This window comes from Virgibacillus sp. CM-4 (genome assembly GCF_000445495.1).
In the GTDB taxonomy this organism is placed as follows: Bacteria; Bacillota; Bacilli; order Bacillales; family Amphibacillaceae; genus Virgibacillus; species Virgibacillus salexigens.
In genome coordinates this window covers 694,331-715,828 of sequence record NZ_AUQA01000002.1, presented here as the reverse complement: position 1 = coordinate 715,828, position 21,498 = coordinate 694,331, and the positions used below count along the sequence as shown (strand labels likewise).

Genomic DNA, 21,498 nt, shown 5'->3' with positions numbered 1-21,498 from the left:
GAGGGGGATATGAATTTGAAGAAAAAGATATTACCGTTGTTGGCGGTTGTGGTTCTTGCGCTAGCCGCTTGCTCAAAAGCTGGCAGTGAGTCGTCGGGAGGAAGCGATGCCAATGCAGGAGAAGAGTTGTCTGATGAATTAGTTGTTTTTAACTGGAGTGAATATATGCCGCAAGAAATTTTAAATGGCTTTGAAGAAGAATTCGGCGTAGATGTTATTTATTCAACGTTCAGTTCAAATCAGGAAATGCTTGCAAAGGTAAGTGCTGGTACTGTTGCTTATGATATTGTCGTCCCATCTGATTTTTTCGTAAATCAGCTACAAGAAAAAGACCTACTTCAGGAGATCAATTTCGAAAATATACCAAACTATAAAAATATTGCAGACGAATGGAAAGGTCTTCCGTTTGATCCGGATGAAAAGTACTCCGTTCCTTACATGTTTGGGTATGACGGTATTGCGTACAACAAAGAAAAAATAAAAGAGCCACCCACCAGCTGGGAAGATTTGTGGAATCCTAAATATAAAGGGCATGTCATTACCATGGAAGAGCCGAAAGAAAATTTTAACATGGTTCTTCAATATTTAGGATACGACCACAATGATCCAACAGAAGAGCAGCTTAAAGAAGGTGCGGAAAAATTGAAAGAATTAGTACCAAACTTATTAGCATTCAAATCTACTCCAGAAGCAGAGTTTGTTAGTGAAGAAGCGTGGATTGGGTATGCGTATTCAGGAGCAGCAGCTGTAGCTTGGAAAGAAAACAAAAACGTAGGATTCGTGCTTCCAGAAGAAGGTGGAATTAGATGGACGGATACCATGGTAATCCCAAAGAATGCTGAACACAAATATACGGCAGAGGTTTTCATGAACTATCTATTAAGGCCGGAAGTGAGTAAGAAATTGTCAGAAGCGTATCCTTACGGCAATCCAAATAAAGCTGCAGTTGAAATACTTGATGACAAAATAAAGAAAAGTCCTGGCCTTATCATGCCGAACGAAAAAGTTGAGAAAGCAGGTTGGGGAAAGCCGCTTGCCCCCGATAAAAATCAATTGATGAATCGTTATTTCCAAAAAGCAAAAGTGAATTAACAGGATGAAAAAAGCGACGATGCTTTTCATCCGGATATTTCAGAGAAATCATGATAATCAATAAACCATTAGGTTTTTATGTGTATTGCACATCGTGAGTGTATGGGACTGAAGTAATTTCGGTTTAAAGCTTGCTACTATTTTTTTATTGCTGAAGGCAGGTGCAAATATGAGAGAAGGTACGAAGAAAACATTATTTGTCTTTACTATACTCGTTTTTGCTTTCTTTTATATACCTATCCTTGTCTTAATGGTTTTTTCATTTAATGACTCTAAGATAGGGACGGTATGGACAGGATTTACGTTTGATTGGTATATTCGATTATTTTCAAATTCGCAAATTATCGATGCAGCATTTAATAGTTTGTTTATCGCAATAGTGACGACTGTTATTTCCACAGTACTGGGAACATTAGCCGCTCTTACTCTTCATCGATATGGATTTCCGGGAAAGAGAACGGTTGGTTTCGTTTTCTATATTCCAGTTGTTATACCTGATATTGTCTTAGCGGTTGCTCTGTTAGTACTATATAGTTTTCTGAACGTTAAATTAGGTCTAGCTACTGTAATCCCCGGTCATGTTGTGTTCGCGACCTCATTTGTTATTCTCGTGCTCTTAGCGAGGTTAGCTGGCTTAGATAAAGCACTAGAAGAGGCAGCTAAAGACCTTGGGGCTAATGAGTGGCATACATTTTGGAAAGTTACGTTTCCGTTAATTTATCCTGGAATTCTAGCAGGCGCTTTGTTGGCATTTACTATTTCCCTAGACGAATTTGTTGTTGCATTTTTCACGACGGGACCAGGTTCTAATACGCTACCTGTTCTTGTCTATTCGATGGTACGGCGAGGGGTATCCCCGGAAATTAATGCTTTATCTACCATTCTGATTTTAGCGGTCGTACTTGTCATTGTAATCGTTGGCTGGAGAATGAAAAGGATGAATAAACAGCAGGGAGGGATTTGATATGATACGTAACATTAGAACAGCATATTTGATGTTATCTCCATCTTTAGTTTGGCTTCTTGTCTTTTTAGTCGTTCCAGTTGGAATGATTACTGTAATTAGTTTTACCACGAATCTTGGATTTGGTGGCATCCTTTATGAATTCAGCATGGAAGCGTATCGTTTAGCATTTAGTTCTTTATATGCAAAGGCGATTTGGCAGTCTCTTTGGTGGTCTGTGATTGCAACAGTTATTTGCGGAATTATTGCTTATCCATTTGCTTATTTTATCGCTCATGCAGGGAAATGGAAAAACTTTTTGTTGTTGCTAGTAATGGTGCCATTTTGGACAAATTTGCTGATCCGGCTTTATTCCTGGATTATATTAATGAATAACCAAGGTGCTATTAATAATTTACTTCTTAAGATCGGTATTATTGACGAACCAATTACGATGCTTTATACACCATTTGCCATCATTGTAGGATTAGTGTACGGCTTTCTGCCGTTTATGATTCTTCCTATCTATGCTTCTATCGAACAGTTAGATAAAACATATTTAGAAGCGGCTGAAGATTTAGGTGCGAATCCCGTCAAAACATTTCTGACTGTGACGTTGCCGCTGACGTTTCCAGGTGTGCTTACAGGAACAATTATTACCTTTGTACCGGCTATCAGTGTTTTTGTCGTAACCGATTTATTGACCGGCGGACGTTTATTGATGATTGGAAATGTGATTCGTGATGCATTTTTAGTAGAGATGAACTGGCAGCTAGGTTCTGCGATTTCACTCTTATTAATGATTTTGGTTCTATTATCTATTGTGGTATTAATCAAGTTTACATCGTCTGATGATGATAGCTCTTTATTATAGGAATGGAATGTTAAATAAACATAATTTTAAATAGAAGGTGAAAGTATGGATCTATTATCAATGTGGGAAGGTACAGCGAATAACAGTATGAATCGTTCGCTATTGGAAGGAGAGGAGTGTTGTGATGTGGTCATTATTGGCGGCGGATTTACAGGACTCTCCACAGCCTATCACTTACAAGAAAAACAATGCAGCACAATTGTTCTTGAACAGGGAAAAGTTGGATGCGGAGCAAGCGGCAGGAATGGAGGAGAAGTACTGACTGGTTATCTTGGATCTATGGAATATTGGACGAAGAAAAAAGGATTACATGCAGCGAAAAAGATGTGGCAGCTTTCGTTAGACTCGATCGATCTGATTGAAAATATTATTAATAAACATGATATTTCTTGTGATTTTAAGCGGAATGGAGACTTTTTGGCAGCATATAAACCATCACATTTAGAGTCTATGAAAAAAGATCAAGAATTTATGGCTAGTAAACTGAATTATTATGGGATTGATATTGTAGAAAAGAATGAGATAAAGAATGAACTGGAAACTTCTTTCTATTCCGGAGGGCGTGTTGATTATAAAAGTGCTCATTTTCATCCACTTAACTACACATTAGGTTTGGCAAAGGCAGCTGAAAAACTGGGTGCGAAAATATACGAACGCTCAGAAGCTACAGGTGTAAAAAGAAATTCAAAAAACAAATTCATTGTTCGGACCGACAAAGGCAAAGTGATTGCGGATAATCTAGTGATTGCTACAAATGCCTATTCTGGTGATTTAAACAAAATAGTTAAAAAATCCGTTGTTCCGGTGGAAAGTATTATGATAGCAACCGAGTCTCTTCCAGAAGATGTAGTAGAAGCGCTAATTAAAAATAATCGTGCGGTCTCGGATACAAAGAACCTTCTTTATTATTTCCGAAGGACCGGGGACAATCGTTTGGCGTTTGGCGGTTCAGGAAGAGCATCAAGTAAACGCGATCAAAACCGAATTTATGAAAATCTTTTAGAAGGGATGTTGAGCGTTTTCCCACAATTAAAGGGAACACGTATCGAATATCGGTGGGGAGGAAAAGTAGGATTCACGCAGAACATGCTTCCTTATATTGGCCAATTAAAGGATGGAGCACATTTTGCATTTGGTTATGGGGGGCATGGTGCTGCAATGGCCTCTTTACTAGGGAAGACAATGGCGGAAGATATTTTGGAGGAAGGAGATCCGGACAACCCACTTCGTATTAAAAAATTGCGGTCTATCCCATTCCACAACCAACATTCCAAAGCAGTTGGAGTAATGAAGTTTTACAAACAGTTTCAAGATCGGTTTTTTGGTTAGAATTTAAGGCCTAATAAATGTAAAGTTAAAAATTCACAGATAGTAAGAAGGGACATGAGATGATGACGGAAACGAAAATAGATGTTTCGACTTTTGAAAAAAAGATAGTTATCCGTGAAATAGAATCACAGGATATTGATGAAATTGTACGGATTGCTCAAATCGGATTCGATAATCCCGACATCGCGTTTGAAAAAAAGCACTATGAAAGTCATATTCGAATTTTCCCTGAGGGACAGGTATGCGTTTTATATAACGGCCAAATTATTGGATCGAGCTCGAGCCTTATTGTTAATTACGAAGATTATGGGGATGATCATTCAATAGATGATATTTCTGGAGGAGGATATATTACAAATCATAACCCGAATGGAAATCATTTGTATGGGATTGATGTGGTGGTGCATCCTGACTTCAGACACTTGAAAATCGGAAGGCGTCTTTATAAGGAACGACGGAAGCTATGCAAAAAATTAAATCTGAAAAGTATTATCTTCGGTGGAAGGATTCCCAATTACCACAAATATGCAGATGTACTGACTGCTGAAGAATATGTTGAACAAGTGAGGGACCAGCAGATTTACGATCCAGTGTTAATTTTTCAATTAATGAATGGATTTGAAATCAGAGGGGTGAAAGCGAATTATTTGTTAGAGGATGAAGCTTCATTAAAGTATGCGACGATACTGGAGTGGAAAAACATCGATCATGTCCCAGCAGACCGTCAGTATTATCAACATGCCATGCCGGTAAGGATCTCCATGATACAATATGGATTAAGGAACATGCAGTATTTTGAAGAATTTGCTTCGCAGTGTGAGTATTTCATTAGCCTTGCTTCTAAAAAGCGCTCAGACTTTGCGGTGCTTCCAGAAGCATTGACTCTTCAGCTATTGTCTTTCTTGGGAGAGAAGGTCCCAAGTAAACAAATTCGAAGCTTGACCAGTTATACAGAGGCATATGTGAAACTTTTTTCGGATCTTGCTATACGTTACAGCATAAATATTATTGCAGGTTCTCACTTTATCGAAGAAACCGATTCTATTTATAATGTATCTTTCTTATTTCATCGAAACGGAAAAATTGATAAACAATATAAGCTGCATATTACAGCAGACGAGCGAAAATGGTGGGGTATTAAGCCAGGTAGTACGATGGACGTATTTGATACAGATTGCGGAAAAATTGCGATCCTAATCGGGTATGATATTCTCTTTCCAGAACTAGCACGAAAAGTAGTAGAAAATGGAGCGGACATTTTATTTACTCCTTATACAGTTGAAGATCAGCAAGGGTATGCGCGTATTCGCTGCTGTGCTCAGGCACGTGCTATTGAAAACCAAGTATATACCGTCACCACTGGTATGACCGGACATTTATCTAGGGTGTATCGCATGAATGCACAATACACGCAATCGAGTATTTTCTCCCCGTCTGACTTAGGTTTTGGACATAACGGTGTGGTTACTGAATCAGATTTTAATGTGGAAATGACGATTTATGGTGAACTGGATTTGGAACTCATCCGCCGGAATCGTGAGGTTGGTACCGTCACCCCTTTGAAAGATAGACGTACAACGATTTACTAAAGAATAGATGTAAGTAGATATAACGAGGACTGTTCTGAATCTTTATTCCGGACAGGCTCATTTCCGAAGAGTACAGTCTATAAATATATAACTGAGGTTTTCATTAACTTGATACAGCATAAAGAATAATCCCGACATTATTATGCAAAAGAAAAAATGAAAAAACAGGCTGGGGAAAGCTGCTTGACCCATAGATGAATCAGTTAATTAACCGTTATTTTCAAAAAGCTAAACTGGGTTATAACAAGGAATAAATAAAAGATTGTTTCAGATTATCGATTATGAGGAGTGAGGTATATTTATGAAACACTTAAGATTAGCAGTCGGTTTAGTCTTTTTCCTTGTTTTATTAACTGCTTGCAGTGATTCTAATGATGATACTACGAAGGCAAAACAAAATAATAGTTCAGGGGAGCAAGCATTGTCTGAAGAGTTATATTTCTTTAACTGGGGCGAGAATATTGATCCGGAAATTCTCAAAGACTTTGAAAAAGAGTATGGTGTGAAGGTGGTTTATGACACATACTCATCGAATCAGGAAATGATAACAAAACTAAGTAGTGGGACAGTTGCCTATGATATTGTTGTGCCGACCGATTATTTCGTACAGCAAATGATCCAAGAGGGTATGCTGCAGGAGTTGAACTTGGAAAACATTCCGAATCTTGAAAATATTGAAGAGGAATTTCGGGATCCTTCGTTTGACCCTGGGAATAAATATTCCGTTCCATATTTATATGGAAGCATCGGGATTGTTTACAATAAAGAAAAAGTAGAAACACCGACAAGTTGGGATGATCTTTGGAATCCGAAGTATAAAAATCACGTAACTATTCAGGAAACTCCGCGTGAGGGGATATCGATGGCATTACAGAAACACTACTATGATATTAACCAGCCAACAGAAGAAACGTTAAGTGAGGCAAAGAAAAGTCTTTTGAAAATTAAACAAAATATACTCGCTTATGATTCAACGCCAGCAGGAAAACTGGTTAATGAAGAAGTATGGATATCACAAGTCTATTCAGATCAGGCAGGTACTGCTATGGAAGAAAATAATAATTTGGATTATGTACTTCCAGAAGAGGGTGGGATGTTGTGGATGGATAACTTTGTAATCCCTAAAACATCGAAAAATAAATATACAGCGGAAGTATTTATTAACTATATGCTGGAAGCAGAAGTGAGTAAAAAACTGACAGATGCTATTCCGAGCAGTAATCCAAATGCTGCAGCTAAAGATTTAATGAGCGAAGAAGAGAAAAGTAATCATGCCTCTTACCCAGAGATCCCGGAAAAAGCGGTTTTCTTTGAATATTTAGAGCCAGATGAATTAGCGAAAATGAATCAACTATATAAAAATATTAAAGTAGAATGATTAAACAACTCAACTTTTGCAGTTAAAAATAATCCTGCAACTATTGGTATGATAAGGTTTATCCCGCATGTAACTGGCAGTAAGCCCCCCACTTCAATCCTACGAGGTGAAATTAAGGAAGATAAGTGGGGAATCCGACTGCCAGTAAATGTCCGATTTTGTTCAGAGGCCTTTAGGTCATACCCTTGCGGTACTAACAATCAGTGGGGGATAAAAGAAAACCCCCACTGATTGAAGATTCACTTTATATGAAACTTGTTATGATATTTGACAAGCGTTAGATAGGAGGGTGTTCCTAACACCGCTGCCTTCCACGAAAGGTGACATGCTTTCCGCGGGCACGGCTTTAGCCTCCTCACTCGCAAAGACCGCTCATTGCGGGGTTTTCAGACACGTGCTTTTCCCGTAGGAGTCAGTCACCTTTCGTTCCAGGAAGCTAATGAAGTGGTTCAACATCGCATGTGCTTTGCTCGCTAAATGAATAATGAAATCAACAAGTTTTTTTAAAACATCAAATCATTGGCTTAACAACATTTGATGCTTTTTGTAAGAAATCCAACTATGTCACTGAAAAGAATTCGTTGCTGATAATGGCAATAACTACTAGTATTAGCAGATTGAAAATATGTAGACTCCAGTGGGAAGTAAGAAATCGGCGAGACCCGCAGGACGGCAGTCCGAGGAGTCTCGACACTCGCCTACGGAAAGCGAAGTATATTCAATCTGCGGTGTTTAGAAAGATTTGTTCTATTATTAGGATAGCCTTTTCAGCGGTTAACTAACGTTAAAGAACCCTAATATCAAAGATAGTATCTTATTGCTTTAAGGCCTTGTCATATACAGAGGTTAATCTTGTTTTTTAATGCGAAAGTTGAGTAATAATATAATAAAAAGAAGTATTCTGAAAAGTTGGAGGTTCTAGGATTAGAAGTATTACTTCCGGTTTGAAGAACTTGCGGATAGTTTTATCTTGCCATTAAGGCGGATAATGCGGTGATACTAACAATGATTATGCTGTAACGTGGAGTTCTATATTTAGAAGAAATGTAACTGAATATTTTTTTCGAAAAACGGAATACCGCCCCAAAGCTATTGTGAAAAATCGCTCAGCGCAAGTACTATTTCATAGTGTTTCGTGCCTTAAGCGAAGTGAAAGGAATGGCCATAGCTATGAGTATTTTTAAACAAGCTGATTTGGTATTGTCCAGTCATGCACTATTTACAGGTTTGGAGGATACTACGTTTTCCGGCTCCGTCGCAATTAAAGATAAGCACATCATTGCGGTGGGTTCAGAAGAAGAAGTTAAATCATACATTGGTCCCAATACAAAAGTCAATGTTTATGAGAATCAGCTTATCATGCCTGGTTTTCAAGATTTCCACCTTCATCTGTTCCTTGGAAGTTTATCGCAGGACAGTGTTTGGTTGATAGATGCAAAGTCAGAACAAGAAACGGCGGAAATGGTTAAAACCTTTGCGGACAGTCGACCGAATGATCCGTGGGTGATTGGTTTTAGCTGGTATCATGTGTTTTGGGATGAAAAAAATTGCCGCATCGTTCTACACTTGACCAGCTGATCCCGGATCGTCCTGTCTTCCTATTTAATGCCGAATGTCACGGGGCATGGTTAAATAGTAAAGCCCTTGAGTTCGCAGGTATTGATAGGAACACACCTGATCCGCCATTTGGTGAGATTGCACGAGATGAGAATGGGGGACCGACAGGGTTTTTATCTGAGACAGCAATGGGATTGGCACACATGGCATTCAGTACCATTCCAAGGGAACGACAAACTGAATTAATTCAAAAGTTTTTGGATCGTGCGTCGAGGTTAGGGTTAAAACAGTGAGTGACATGCTGCCGCTTCCAAATCTTGAACTAGGGGATCTTGATTCTTATCATGAGTTTGAAAAAAAAGATAAATTAACGACTCGCATTCAATTTTTGACGGCGTTAAATGGTGATTTGGAACGACCCAAGATGTTAAGAGAGAAATTCAAATCGGATAAGCTCATGTTTTCGGGTTTAAAACAATTTCTGGACGGAGTGCCAACCACGTACACTGCTTATCTTGTGGATCCTTATTCAGACCGGCCGGATACGCAGGGCGATACGCTTATTCCGATTGACCGTGTGAAAGAATGGGCGCTAGATGCCGATAATGAAGGCTTTCGTATCCGTTTTCATGCTTGCGGTGACGGTGCTGTCCGATTGGGATTGGATATCTTTGAAGAAGCGCAGAAAGCCAATGGAGTACGGGATTCTCGTCATACGATAGAGCATATTGAAGTCATTCATCCCGAGGATATTGATCGTTTTTCAGAACTAGGTATCATCGCTTCCATGCAGCCGGAACATATGGCAGCGGCTGAAAAATTCAAAGATAATGACTATCTTGTTCGACTAGGAAAAAAACGTGAACATTTGACATGGCCCATTCGGACATTGCAAGCTAGAGGGGCACGAATGGCGTTTGGTACGGATTTCCCTGTTGTTGGGCTTGAACCGATGACGGAGATTTACCGTGCGGTTACCCGGGTTCATAATGACGGGAATCCGGCGGGAGGCTGGAATCCCAATGAAAAAATCACCTTGGCTGAGGCGTTACGGAATTATACATTAGGCTCCGCTTATGGGGGATTCTGTGAAAATGAGTTGGGTACACTCGAAAAAGGAAAATTGGCCGACGTTATTGTACTCGATCGAAATTTGTTTGATGTGCCTGTAGAAGAAATCAGAGAGACCAAGGTGAAATTAACCGTTATGGACGGAAAGGTTGTATTTGAAGATGAAGGGAAGGGGAAACCAAATTGACAAAAATCCTTTTGACGCAAATCGAACCGGCTTTATGTGATAAACAAGAGAATTTCAATAAGATGCTTGATTTTATCCAATAAACGAAGGAAAAGAAGGCAGAACTGGTTCTATTTCCTGAAATGGCTTTGACGGGTTATTTCACACGGAAGATCCTAAAGTATTCAGTAACTTCAAAAATCGGCGACATACTATCAATTAGTTTTGACAATAAAAGGAGCCGGGATTATATTGGCTCCCACAATGGCATCCGTGTTTTTAGGGTGTCTTTTTATTCGACGGGTCGTTACAAGATGCTTAGTGTTTAGCGGCTGTTCTATTTATTTTAGGGTAGAGACGACATTTCGATAAAACGACAGGATAAAAGTAAAGAAGTATAATTTCCATATAGTGGAATCTTGTACTTAAAGAGACTGGTTCTAGTGAGTTATGCTAAAATGCATAATTTGAGGTAAGAAAGTATAAAATGTGGACCCGTGGCGAAAGTCATCATTGATTGAGTTGAATGATGTCCGACTAAATCGGGCTTTGCACCTAACGTCGGCATACCCCTATGAAGGGGCATGATTCCTTTATCTCCTACGGTAGGATGATCGGCTAATTTCGCCACTTTGCGTGGCAATGCCGACCCACCCTGCTTGGCAGGGCGCAGTTCGTACGTCGCTAAACGGGCGCTTGCGCCTTTGTTCTGAGAAATATCGATTCATATGTTTGGTCCTATGTTTTTTCATTTATAAATATCCATGGAAATTTGGATTGTATAGGTTTTGGTCTTTTGGTTATTGAGAATAGTTTATTTAGTATGCGTGTATGTATAGATTATGCAGAAATGCATAGAAAATAAAGCTTATGATTTTAGAAAAATAAATAGTGAAATGCAAAAGCATAAAAAAACAAAATGTATAATCTTGTTTTGAAAGCGTTTTAAATATGGTGGATGAACATTTCATAAATGTTGGCATGACATTTGCATGTATATGGTTGAAGGACTGATTTTCATAAAAGAAATGGAGGAATTATATATGAAACATGCACCTGTTAAAAGCAAGCTAACTGAAGAGCTGGAACAAATGGACGTTCAACATTATCTGCATCCAACAAGTATTCCGGGGCAGGTTCCGAAAATGGTTTTTGAAAGCGGGAATGGCATTCATGTAAGAAATACAGAAGGTGAATCATTTATTGACGGCATCTCTATGTTGTGGAATGTAAATTTAGGGCACGGCAACAAAGAATTGGGCAAAGCAGCTCAATCACAAATGGAGAAAATTGCGTTTGCCTCCTCTTTTGCCGGTTATTCGAATGAACCAGCTATTCGTTTGACAAAAAAGCTAGCGGACTGGTCTCCAGATGGATTGAATACGGCGTTTTATACTTCTGGCGGGTCGGAATCTAATGATACCGCCTTCAAATTAGCCCGTTTATATTATCAGATAAAAGATCAGCCGAAGAAAACGAAATTCATTTCCTTTGTAAATGGGTACCATGGGGTAACGATTGGTGCTGGAACGGCGACAAAAATCGCTGGATTCCATCGGTTTGCTGGTACTGAAATGGTAGATGTGCTTCATGCAACCCCACATTTAACAGAATGTGAAAAAGGGGAGCGCGCTCATCCTGATTTTGAAAAATCAGCTCGCCATCTCATTGAAACAGAAGGAGCAGAAACCATTGCTGGACTGATTATAGAACCGATTCAAGGATCCGGCGGGGTATATATGCCACCGGAAGGATATATGAAGGCGCTGCGAGATTTGTGTGATGAGTTTGATATTTTGTTAATTGCAGATGAAGTTATTAATGGCTTCTGTCGGACGGGTGAGAAATTTGCGGTAGATCATTGGAACGTGGTTCCTGACCTAATGTCACTTGCTAAAGGGATTACAAGCGGATATGCACAATTAGGTGCTGTGATGATTCATGACAACGTAAAAGAAGTTATCAACACATTCGGAAACGTAATGGCTCATGGATTTACGTATAGTGGGCACCCCATGGCTTGTGCAGTCGGTATTCGAAACATGGAAATTATGGAAGAAATGAATCTTGTAAAACATGTGAAAGCAATGGAAAAAGTACTGAATGATGGGCTTGCTTATTTGAACGACAAACACGAAACGGTAGGTCTTTGTCGTAATAAAGGTTTAATGGGAGCATTTGAACTCTTTGAAAACAGTGCGTCTGGCAAACGTTTTGCGGCTGAGAAGAAAGCAGGCCTTCAATATGTAGAAGATTGTTTTCAACATCATTTGATTTTACGAGCACTCGGAATGGCCGATGGAAAATCAATTATTGCATTGGCGCCTCCTCTAGTTATTAGTAAGTCAGAGGTGGAAAGTATGGTCGCAATTATGGACGATGCGCTTACCAACTTTTCTGTGTAAAAAAACTAGTTTAATAGAATAGGGTGTAAATAATGAAAATATTGAATCTTGAGGGGACTGCGAAGGAAATCGGGCGTCAGCATGGTGAGCAAGGTAAGAAAGAAATCGATAAAAGTATGGAAACGTATGAACGGCTTTTTTATGAGTACCAGGGTATTGATTGGAAGACGGTAAGAGAGCGTGCGCTGATTCATGTTCCCGCAATCGAAGCCTTTGATTCCGTTTTGCTTGATGAAATAGAAGGGGTTGCTGAAGGGTCTGGGCTTGCATTTGAAGATATTTTGGCTCTAAATGCACGGAGCGAAATTGCACTTACTGGCGATGCTCATACGTCATTTAGCGATGGCTGTACAAGTATTTGCACGAGCAGTCCACTAACTGCCGATACGATTATCGGGCAAAATTGGGACTGGAAAGCTACGCAAAAAGACAGTTTGCTGATGATGAATATCGAGAGGAAAGATAGACCGAATATCCTTATGGTTACAGAAGGTGGCATTATTGGAAAGATTGGTTGTAATGAACACGCAGTTGGTGTTGGACTAAATGCACTTCATTCCAGCAAGAAGTCTGATGGGGTGCCAATTCACTTAGGTCTTCGCTCGATTTTGGATTCTGCTTCCCTTCATGAAGCAATGGGGAAAATCCAAGAAGGTCAAATGGCTTCGGCGGCGAACTTTATGATTGGTTATAGTGAAGGTGCACATCATGGCATGACCTTTCATGTTGAGGTATCTCCCTTTGGAATAGCGATTACAAATAAAGAAGCATCCCATGGGGTACACACCAATCATATATGTTCCCAAGAGATCCAAATGCAGGTAGGAGAAGGAAATAATTTACGTTACAGTGATTCTGAAATTAGAAAGCGTAGAGCGGAGCAGCTGCTTGCTCAAGCGATTCAAAATAAAACAGAGATTACAGAAGAAACGTTTAAAATATGGCTTAGCGATACATTTAATGCACCAAACTCGATCAATCACTTTGTAAACAAGCAGGCTCCGGTACATCGACGGATGGAGACAATTTTTGGTATTGTCATGAATTTAACGAAGAATCGTATTTATATTTGTGATGGGATGCCTGTAGACCATCCCTTTCAAAAATATACGGTAAAACGCGAGAAAGAGAAACAGGTTTAAATTATAGATGTTCGACTATCGTTTTTATTTTTATAAAGGAGGATTTGTCAGGTGTATATCAACGGTAAATGGATAGAGACGAGTCAAAAAGAAGTTATTATTAACCCAGCAACAGAAGAAGAAGTGGGTGAAGTATATGTAGGTGGGCAAAAAGAAGCGGAAGAGGCGATTCAAGCTGCCCGCCATGCTTTTAAATCATGGCGCATGTTGTCAGGAAATGACCGAGGTAAAATTCTTGTGAAAATTGCCAATGAAATAATGAAAGTGCAATCTCAGATCGCAGAGACCATTACGAAGGAAATGGGAAAGCCGATTACTGATGCTCGGCGTGAAGTGGCTTCCGCCGCTGCTTACCTCGAATGGTATGGAGAAGAGGCGAAACGCGTATATGGGGATGTGCTTCCAGCGCTTGACACGAAAAAACAATTAATGGTCCTGCGTCAGCCTGTTGGCGTTATTGGTGCCATTACACCTTGGAATTTCCCGGTATCCATGATTACTCGAAAGTTAGGACCAGCATTGGCTGCAGGATGTACTGCTGTTTTGAAGCCAGCCCCATCAACTCCAGCATGTGCAATGGAAGTATTCAAGTGTTTTGAACGTGGTGGTTTGCCGCAAGGAGTTGCGAATCTAGTTATTGGAGACGCGGATTCCATTGGAAGTGAAATGACAAGTAATTCAATAGTAAAAAAGATTACATTTACAGGTTCAACAAAGGTCGGAAAGCTATTAATGCGTAACGCTGCAGAGAATGTTCAAAAAGTATCCATGGAATTAGGAGGCCATGCACCATTTATTGTATTTGAAGATGCTAATTTAGATGATGCTGTTGCCTCAGTTATCGGTACAAAGTTTAAGAATGCTGGTCAGACGTGTATCAGCACAAATCGAATTTACGTACAGGAGTCCATAAAGGATGAATTCAGCAATCGTCTTGCAAGAGAAGTTCATACACTGAAAGTTGGTAATGGTATGGAAGAAGATATAGAAATGGGTCCATTGATAAATGCTGCAGCATTAGAAAAAGTGGAAGATCAAGTAACAAAAGCTACGGAGTCAGGGGCAAGCGTAGTGACAGGTGGATCGCGGATTAAAGGGACAAAGGGGTATTTTTATGCGCCGACAGTACTTGCTGACACAACGGACGATATGAAAATTGCAAAAGAAGAAACATTTGGCCCAGTTGCACCGATATTTACTTTTCGTACAGAAAATGAAGTGATCGATCGAGCGAACAATACCCCATATGGGCTAATGAGCTACTGTTTCACGAATGATTTAAGTCGCAGTATACGGATGATGCACCAGCTTGACTATGGAATGGTTGGAATTAACGACCCAGCACCGATTGTTCCGCATGCACCTTTTGGAGGAATGAAAGAGAGTGGAATTGGCAGGGAAGGCGGTACATCAGGACTTTATGAGTTTATGGAAGAAAAATTTGTATCCATTCGTACTGCTGAAAAATGAATGTGGTTTCTAGAGATATGGGAAGAATCTGCTATCACGAAATAATAATTAATTAAAAGAGAGGAAGTCGAACCATGTATGAGGCAAAAGTAACGGAACGTGATGAGCGATTAATTGTTCGTAACATAAGATATGAGGATCTGGAGGAGATCGCAGCATTATCGAATAAGTGCTTCGGTCCAGATATATCACTCCAAAGGGAGCATTTTGCAAGTCAATTGGAGGTTTTTCCTGAAGGTCAAATTTGTATTGAATACGAAGGTGAAATTGTCGGGAATGCATCGAGCTTAATTATTAACTACCATGACTATGATGAGGACCATTCCTATAAAGTATTATCTGATGAAGGGTATATTCGTAATCATAATCCGCATGGGGTACATCTGTATGGAATTGAAGTTGGCGTTCACCCTGATTATAGAGGGATGAAAATTGGTCAACGTTTGTATGATGCCCGAAGAGCCATTTGTAAAGAATTTAATCTAAAAAGTATCTTCATTGGAGGGCGGATTCCTTTTTACTATAAATATGCAGAGCAAATGTCTGCGAAAGATTATGCATTAAAAGTAATTCATGGTGAATTATATGATCCTGTTCTTACCTTTCAATCCAAGAAAGGGTTTGTATTACATGAGGTGGTCGCAAACTACTTGCCCGATGATCATGAATCACTGAAGTATGCAACAACGATGGAATGGAGTAATCCCGACTACGTGGAAAAGTAAATAAAAAGAAGATGAGTTTCAAACGAAATATAATTAACTGAAAAGACAATTTTTTAAAATTGTAAGGAGTATAAAATAACAAGTGAAATTACAGATCGGACAATAGTATAAAAATAGAGGGAGGATGGGTTAGTTTGAAGAAAACGGGTAAAAGACCATCATTAAAGGTGGCTATGATTCCGATTATCTTCATGATAATTGCGCTTTACGTAGGTATATCTATACTTGAGCTTGATCCTCATATACCTCTGTTGTTTAGTGGAATTGTTGCTGCAATTGTTGCCCTTTGTTTAGGTTATTCTTGGCAAGAATTGGAGAGTAGTTTTTTAGATACGATTAGACTGTCTCTACAAGCGGTTGTCATTTTATTAATAATTGGGACGATCATAGGTTCATGGATAGCAGCTGGTATAGTTCCTACAATGATTTACTATGGTATGGACCTGTTATCACCGAGTTATTTTTTAGCATCTGCATGTATAATTTCCTGTGTTGTAGCTTTAGCATCTGGAAATGCATGGACAGCCGCAGGAACGATAGGTATAGCAATTATGGGGATTGGCCAAGGGCTGGGCGTTGATTTACCAATGGTTGCAGGGGCCGTTATATCTGGGGTATATTTCGGAGATAAAGTATCGCCGCTTTCAGAAACAACGAATATGGCGCCTGGTATTACAGGAGCGGAGTTATTCGAACATATCAAACATATGATGTATACGACGATTCCAGCATTAGTGATTGCATTAGTCATTTATACGTTTTTAGGCCTTCAATTTTCAGAAACGCAATCAAGTATTGCACAAGTACAAGCATTACAAGATCAGTTAAGCGGAATATTCGAGATTTCACCGTGGCTGCTTATACCGCCTGCAGCAGTAATCGTTATGATGTTATTTAAGATGCCGGCAATTCCAGGTCTTACAATCGGTTCTTTGTTGGGAGTGGCATTTGCTATTCTATTTCAGGGAATGGATCCGGGCAATGCTTTAAGTGTTATGTACTATGGGTTTTCACAAGATGTCGGAATCGAAGTAGTAGATAATCTACTTAATAATGGCGGGATTGAAAGTATGATGTATACTATTACATTAATTATCATCGCTCTATCGTTTGGTGGTTTATTAGAAAAATCCGGCTGCTTGGAAGTAATTGTAGAAGCCATCATTTCGATTGCCAAATCAACAGGAAGTTTAATTGCTTCCACAGTTGCGACTTGTATTTCAGCGAACGTTGTTGCTTGTGATCAATATTTATCTATCATCATTCCAGGAAGGATGTATTCGAAGGTATATAAAGATAGAAATCTTCACCCTAAAAACCTATCGAGAACATTGGAGGATGCAGGTACCATGACTTCACCGCTCGTTCCTTGGAATACGTGTGGGGTGTTTATGTTTGCTACGTTAGGTGTTTCCGCATTCAGTTATGCTCCGTATGCTTTTTTAAATATAATCAGTCCAATGATTGCAGTGATATATGGTTATACGAATTTCAAACTAGCATATTTGACAAATATATCAGATCCTGTTCAGCATGTGGATTTTAAAAGCGATGCAGATATACAAACAGAAAAAAGTCAGAATGTTAAGTGATTTGGGGTTGATAACTGCTTTAGTAGTATAAAAAGGCATGATTCTTAGGCTATAAATTACAGAATCATTGGTTTGAAAATCATGCATAGGTGACAGGCAAATGACAAAAGTTCATAGAAGAGTGAAATCCGTTCCATGCTGGAACATTCAATGGTAACAATAGACCAACCCCATCAAGAGGGGAAGGAGCTATATTAGGAATAATCCCTCAACAGGTCTTGTGAACTAATGAGGGATTATTTTTGTTTTTTGTTGGACACGATAAACAAGATTAACATTTTTCGAACGCTATCATTAATGTTAACACGGAATTTCCTTAAATATTTGTTTATAAAGAGGGAGGAATGCTTCGATGGACATCAATAACGTTAATCAAAAAACTACCTTTAATAATGTGAATACAATCATATTCGATATTGTTGGAACGCTTGTGGACTATGTTGGTACCACTAATCAGGAAATAACACGCGTGTTTTTAAGCAGCGGATTTGATGAAGAACGAGCGCAGGAAGTGGTCAATACATGGGAAAAGAGACAACAATCGTTTCAAGATAAAATTATAAAAGGAGAAGTTCCTTTTATGCTTCAAGATGATATTCGACGCCAAGTACTATCCACTGTTTTGGAAGAACAAGAAATTTCATTAACGCGTGACAACTTCGAACACCTAGTCAATGTTGGAAGGTACTTTACACCATGGCCAGAAGCGGTAAGGCAGCTAAGTGAACTAGGAAATTTAGTTAAAACAGTGGGGTTAACAAACGCAAGCTTAACACAGATCACGGAGGTATGTTCTCGCGGCGCTTTACGTTGGCATGTCCTACTTTCAACTCAACTTGCGCAAACGTACAAGCCAACACCTGAAGCATATCAACTGCCCATTGATTTACTAGGGATCGATCCAGCTCATACGCTGTTTATTTCTGCGCATCCTTGGGATTTACGTGCTGCAGCTACTCATGGCTTCCTTACCGTTTATTTGCCACGTGAATATACGGAAACTCCGCTTCCTAACGATCAATTCGATCTAACGCTTCATTCACTAGATGATCTTATCACTATGTTCCAGCGTGCTAATTAACCTAATGCATGTTTATATTAGATAAAACTTCTTATGTCATACTATATGGAGCTATGTGCGGGTATAGTTATCTAATTAAGTAATTTGCTGAGAGTATTTGACGTAAATTTTCAAAAATATTATAATGTTACTATATTTAATAGAAAGCGTATGCATGGTATAAGTCACTGCAAGTTTCCCTTGTAGTTCCCTTATATTATCTGCAGCATCCTAAAGGGGATTCTTTCATTGTATAATGACAGCTCCATCTATGTAATTGGGGATGCCAAGGCACCACAGAATAACCCAATTACGAAAAAGTACAGTCAATTTTTTCTGGCACTGGTAATTGATGCGACCACCGATGACATTGTCGATTGTGAGTGTTCTTCAACAATTCAATTAACGAATCAATTTGTCAAATCCTTATTTATTGGAAGGAAGATTGATGATTCGTTAATCGAGGAAGCAATTCGCAAGCGATATCATGGTTCATCACAAAAAGCGTTGGTCGTCGCCTATCAAGACGCGAAATATAAATATAACCAAGCAAAAGCTGCTTTGACTACATAAACCTAGTCGAAATCCAGCCTGACAATGACTTGTTAGGTTGGATTTTTATTTGTTCAGAAAATAATTAAGATTGTGTGATAAGGGATTCTACAGCTGCAGCATACGCGAGTACTTTTTATATATAAAGGGGGAGAGGCTTCGTTCCAATCATGAAATAGATTAGAAATCGTAAGACAGGTTGATTGATATAAAGGGGGAAACAACATGATTACAGATGGTTTTGTTTATATTGCCGTCTTAGTAGCGTTAGCAGCATTGATGGTAGGAATAGAGAATAAATTTAGCTCGAAACGCTTTTTTAAATTCATTCCAGGTATTGTACTAATTTATATTGGGGCTGCCTTTTTACAAACAATTGGATTATTTGATAATGAAGCAACAGCACCTGCATATTCGACTGTGAAGAATGCGCTGCTTCCAGCGATGCTAATGATTATGCTATTGAAATGTGATATTCGCAGTATCATCAAACTTGGACCGCGCATGCTCGGTGGCTATTTTGTTGCGGTAATCAGTATTATTCTTGGTTTTGCCATTGTATATCTTATATTTAATCACTTCTATGCAGCGGATACATGGCGCGCATTTGGTGCACTTGCAGGCAGCTGGACGGGTGGAAGTGCCAATATGGTTGCTTTGCAAGACATACTACAGGTTCCAGAGAATATTTTTGGTTATGTGTTAATGATGGATACGATTAATTATGCTGTGTGGGTCATGTTCATGTTCTGGCTGGTTCCGTTCGCTGGTGCATTTAATCGTTGGACGAAAGCAGATACGACAATTATGGACAGTGGATTGGCAGAGGATGCTGACAACGTGAATGATGTGCAAGGCACGGAATTCAAGCATATGATGTACTTACTTGGAATTGGTCTACTTGTCTCTGCACTCGCAACGTTAGCAGGAAATCATTTACCAGCATTAGGGGATGTGTTCAGTTCAACAACCTGGACGATTCTAATTGCTTCTGTTGTAGGGTTGATTCTTGGACAAACACGGGTGTCTAGAATTCCGGGGGCATTAGATGTTTCGAACGTGATGTTGTATATCATCGTAGCCTTAATCGCTTCGCAATCCGATTTTTCACAAATTGCCCAAGCGCCAATTTATTTAATTTCTGGATTCCTAATTATGTTGATTCACTTAGTCATTATGCTGTTACTAGGAAAGTTGTTCAAATACGATTTATTCACCCTGGGGATTGCCAGCTTAGCTAATATTGGGGGAATGGCATCAGCACCAATGCTTGCAGCTGCTTATAGCCGGAGCTTAATTCCAGTCGGTGTTGTAATGGCATTGATCGGTTCTTTCCTTGGTACGTATTTTGGGATGTTTGTAGGAAAAATTCTCGAAATACTTTAATGAGCATAAGATGACAATAGATTTTTAGATATAAAAGTGTGGATTCCTATATTACGAGGTTGGAAGAAGGAGGAAATCGTGTTGCTTATAGAGGATATAAAGGTTTCATACCGAGAGATTCCGCTGCATACCCCGTTCAAAACAGCATTGCGAACGGCAACGGAAATTGAAAGTATTACCGTAACGATTCATTTAGCGAATGGCGTGATTGGGAAAGGGGAAGCAGCACCGACTTGGGTGATAACTGGTGATTCGGCGCAGAGTATTCAGGCTGCACTTGAAGGACCGATTAAAACGGCGCTCTTTCATCAAGATATTCGTCATTTCCAAACGTTGCTTACCGCAATTCAAAATAGTTGTGTCGGAAATACGAGTGCAAAGGCAGCCGCAGATATGGCACTTTATGATGCATACAGCAAATGGCTGGCTATTCCTCTATATCAATTGTTAGGGGATCATCAACCAATTTATACATCCATGACCGTTGGGGTAGATGACCCAGCGAAGATGGCAGCTGATGCGAAGAAATGGGTGGAAGCTGGTTATTCCCGTTTAAAAATTAAAGTTGGTGCTAAGCCGGAGCTCGATATTACACGGATTACTGCGATAAGAGAAGCGATCCCTGCTGATGTGTTGCTTAGGCTTGATGCGAACCAAGGCTGGCAGCCCAAGCAGGCAGTCCAATTAATCCAAAAGATGGAGAAAATCGGTGCGGGAATCGAGTTTATTGAACAGCCGGTAAAAGCAAAGGATCTGGATGGATTGAAATTTGTTACCGATCATGTGCAGACACCAATCATGGCAGATGAGAGCGTCTTTTCTCCACAGGATGCATTTACAATTGTCAGTGGCCATTACGCCGATCTTTTAAATATTAAATTAATGAAATGTGGTGGGATTCAAAATGCGCTAAGTATCGCTAATTTAGCAATGGTCCACCGCATGCCATGCATGATAGGAAGCATGATGGAATCCAGCTTTTCCGTTGGAGCAGCAGCACATTTTGCTGCTGCACATCCGAATGTCATTTATTACGACTTAGATGCACCATTATGGCTGGTAGAGGAAGCAGAAGTGATTGACTATCAAGGAGAGAAGCTTTATCTATCATCCAGTGCCGGTATTGGTGCAGTGAATGAATCAGAAAAATAGAATCAAAGAATCAGA

General features: G+C 39.5%; 17 protein-coding genes and 1 pseudogene. 17 read left to right on the top strand and 1 reads right to left on the bottom strand.

Going from position 1 to position 21,498, the window contains the following annotated elements:
- Positions 1-15: 15 nt before the first annotated feature.
- From M948_RS27055 to M948_RS43955, 8 genes and pseudogenes are all read left to right on the top strand, one after another.
- Positions 16-1,092 (top strand): ABC transporter substrate-binding protein, encoded by a 1,077-nt coding sequence (locus M948_RS27055; RefSeq protein ID WP_021289533.1) that lies wholly within the window; start codon positions 16-18, stop codon positions 1,090-1,092.
- Between the two features lie 169 nt (positions 1,093-1,261).
- Complete coding sequence (locus tag M948_RS27050) at positions 1,262-2,056, top strand: ABC transporter permease (protein ID WP_021289532.1); 795 nt, start codon at positions 1,262-1,264, stop codon at positions 2,054-2,056.
- Position 2,057: 1 nt separating this feature from the next.
- Positions 2,058-2,909, top strand: a complete 852-nt coding sequence (locus M948_RS27045) for an ABC transporter permease (RefSeq protein WP_021289531.1) — start codon at positions 2,058-2,060, stop codon at positions 2,907-2,909.
- A 45-nt stretch (positions 2,910-2,954) separates the two neighbouring features.
- Positions 2,955-4,238 carry an NAD(P)/FAD-dependent oxidoreductase gene (locus M948_RS27040; protein ID WP_021289530.1) on the top strand — a complete coding sequence of 428 codons (1,284 nt, stop codon included), beginning with the start codon at positions 2,955-2,957 and terminating at the stop codon, positions 4,236-4,238.
- 59 nt (positions 4,239-4,297) lie between these two features.
- Entirely contained in the window at positions 4,298-5,827 is a 1,530-nt protein-coding gene (locus tag M948_RS27035) for a bifunctional GNAT family N-acetyltransferase/carbon-nitrogen hydrolase family protein (RefSeq protein WP_021289529.1), read from the top strand.
- A 301-nt stretch (positions 5,828-6,128) separates the two neighbouring features.
- Positions 6,129-7,205: an ABC transporter substrate-binding protein gene (locus M948_RS27030; RefSeq protein ID WP_021289528.1), complete on the top strand. Its 1,077-nt coding sequence runs from the start codon at positions 6,129-6,131 to the stop codon at positions 7,203-7,205.
- Between the two features lie 1,158 nt (positions 7,206-8,363).
- A pseudogene (locus M948_RS43960) lies at positions 8,364-9,055 on the top strand (amidohydrolase family protein).
- A gap of 5 nt (positions 9,056-9,060) precedes the next feature.
- On the top strand, positions 9,061-10,020 hold the full coding sequence (locus M948_RS43955) for an amidohydrolase (RefSeq protein WP_337191356.1): 960 nt from the start codon (positions 9,061-9,063) through the stop codon (positions 10,018-10,020).
- 427 nt (positions 10,021-10,447) lie between these two features.
- Here M948_RS43955 and M948_RS27020 read toward each other — a convergent pair whose 3' ends face one another.
- Complete coding sequence (locus M948_RS27020; protein WP_021289524.1) at positions 10,448-10,642, bottom strand: hypothetical protein; 195 nt, start codon at positions 10,640-10,642, stop codon at positions 10,448-10,450.
- 400 nt (positions 10,643-11,042) lie between these two features.
- Here M948_RS27020 and M948_RS27015 point away from each other — a divergent pair, with 400 nt between their 5' ends.
- From M948_RS27015 to M948_RS26980, 9 genes are all read left to right on the top strand, one after another.
- A complete protein-coding gene (locus M948_RS27015; protein ID WP_021289523.1) occupies positions 11,043-12,404 on the top strand; it encodes an aminotransferase family protein in 1,362 nt (453 codons plus the stop codon).
- A 32-nt stretch (positions 12,405-12,436) separates the two neighbouring features.
- On the top strand, positions 12,437-13,546 hold the full coding sequence (locus tag M948_RS27010; protein ID WP_021289522.1) for a C45 family autoproteolytic acyltransferase/hydolase: 1,110 nt from the start codon (positions 12,437-12,439) through the stop codon (positions 13,544-13,546).
- Positions 13,547-13,597: 51 nt separating this feature from the next.
- Positions 13,598-15,016 carry an NAD-dependent succinate-semialdehyde dehydrogenase gene (locus tag M948_RS27005; protein WP_021289521.1) on the top strand — a complete coding sequence of 473 codons (1,419 nt, stop codon included), beginning with the start codon at positions 13,598-13,600 and terminating at the stop codon, positions 15,014-15,016.
- A gap of 74 nt (positions 15,017-15,090) precedes the next feature.
- A complete protein-coding gene (locus M948_RS27000; RefSeq protein WP_021289520.1) occupies positions 15,091-15,741 on the top strand; it encodes a GNAT family N-acetyltransferase in 651 nt (216 codons plus the stop codon).
- Between the two features lie 134 nt (positions 15,742-15,875).
- A complete protein-coding gene (gene nhaC, locus M948_RS26995) occupies positions 15,876-17,333 on the top strand; it encodes a Na+/H+ antiporter NhaC (protein ID WP_021289519.1) in 1,458 nt (485 codons plus the stop codon).
- 352 nt (positions 17,334-17,685) lie between these two features.
- Positions 17,686-18,414 (top strand): HAD-IA family hydrolase, encoded by a 729-nt coding sequence (locus tag M948_RS42485; protein WP_021289518.1) that lies wholly within the window; start codon positions 17,686-17,688, stop codon positions 18,412-18,414.
- A gap of 228 nt (positions 18,415-18,642) precedes the next feature.
- Entirely contained in the window at positions 18,643-18,966 is a 324-nt protein-coding gene (locus M948_RS26990; RefSeq protein WP_021289517.1) for a DUF3870 domain-containing protein, read from the top strand.
- 204 nt (positions 18,967-19,170) lie between these two features.
- Complete coding sequence (locus M948_RS26985) at positions 19,171-20,331, top strand: DUF819 family protein (protein ID WP_021289516.1); 1,161 nt, start codon at positions 19,171-19,173, stop codon at positions 20,329-20,331.
- Positions 20,332-20,412: 81 nt separating this feature from the next.
- Positions 20,413-21,483, top strand: coding sequence for a dipeptide epimerase (locus M948_RS26980; RefSeq protein ID WP_021289515.1), 1,071 nt, complete (start codon positions 20,413-20,415; stop codon positions 21,481-21,483).
- Positions 21,484-21,498: the final 15 nt, after the last annotated feature.

Coding starts and splice junctions, on each gene's coding strand:
- M948_RS27000 (WP_021289520.1), top strand. CDS start 15,091: ATGTATGAGGCAAAAGTAACGGAACGTGATGAGCGATTAATTGTTCGT.
- M948_RS27030 (WP_021289528.1), top strand. CDS start 6,129: ATGAAACACTTAAGATTAGCAGTCGGTTTAGTCTTTTTCCTTGTTTTA.
- M948_RS27035 (WP_021289529.1), top strand. CDS start 4,298: ATGATGACGGAAACGAAAATAGATGTTTCGACTTTTGAAAAAAAGATA.
- M948_RS43955 (WP_337191356.1), top strand. CDS start 9,061: ATGCTGCCGCTTCCAAATCTTGAACTAGGGGATCTTGATTCTTATCAT.
- M948_RS27045 (WP_021289531.1), top strand. CDS start 2,058: ATGATACGTAACATTAGAACAGCATATTTGATGTTATCTCCATCTTTA.
- M948_RS27050 (WP_021289532.1), top strand. CDS start 1,262: ATGAGAGAAGGTACGAAGAAAACATTATTTGTCTTTACTATACTCGTT.
- M948_RS27010 (WP_021289522.1), top strand. CDS start 12,437: ATGAAAATATTGAATCTTGAGGGGACTGCGAAGGAAATCGGGCGTCAG.
- M948_RS27040 (WP_021289530.1), top strand. CDS start 2,955: ATGGATCTATTATCAATGTGGGAAGGTACAGCGAATAACAGTATGAAT.
- M948_RS26985 (WP_021289516.1), top strand. CDS start 19,171: ATGATTACAGATGGTTTTGTTTATATTGCCGTCTTAGTAGCGTTAGCA.
- M948_RS27015 (WP_021289523.1), top strand. CDS start 11,043: ATGAAACATGCACCTGTTAAAAGCAAGCTAACTGAAGAGCTGGAACAA.
- M948_RS42485 (WP_021289518.1), top strand. CDS start 17,686: ATGGACATCAATAACGTTAATCAAAAAACTACCTTTAATAATGTGAAT.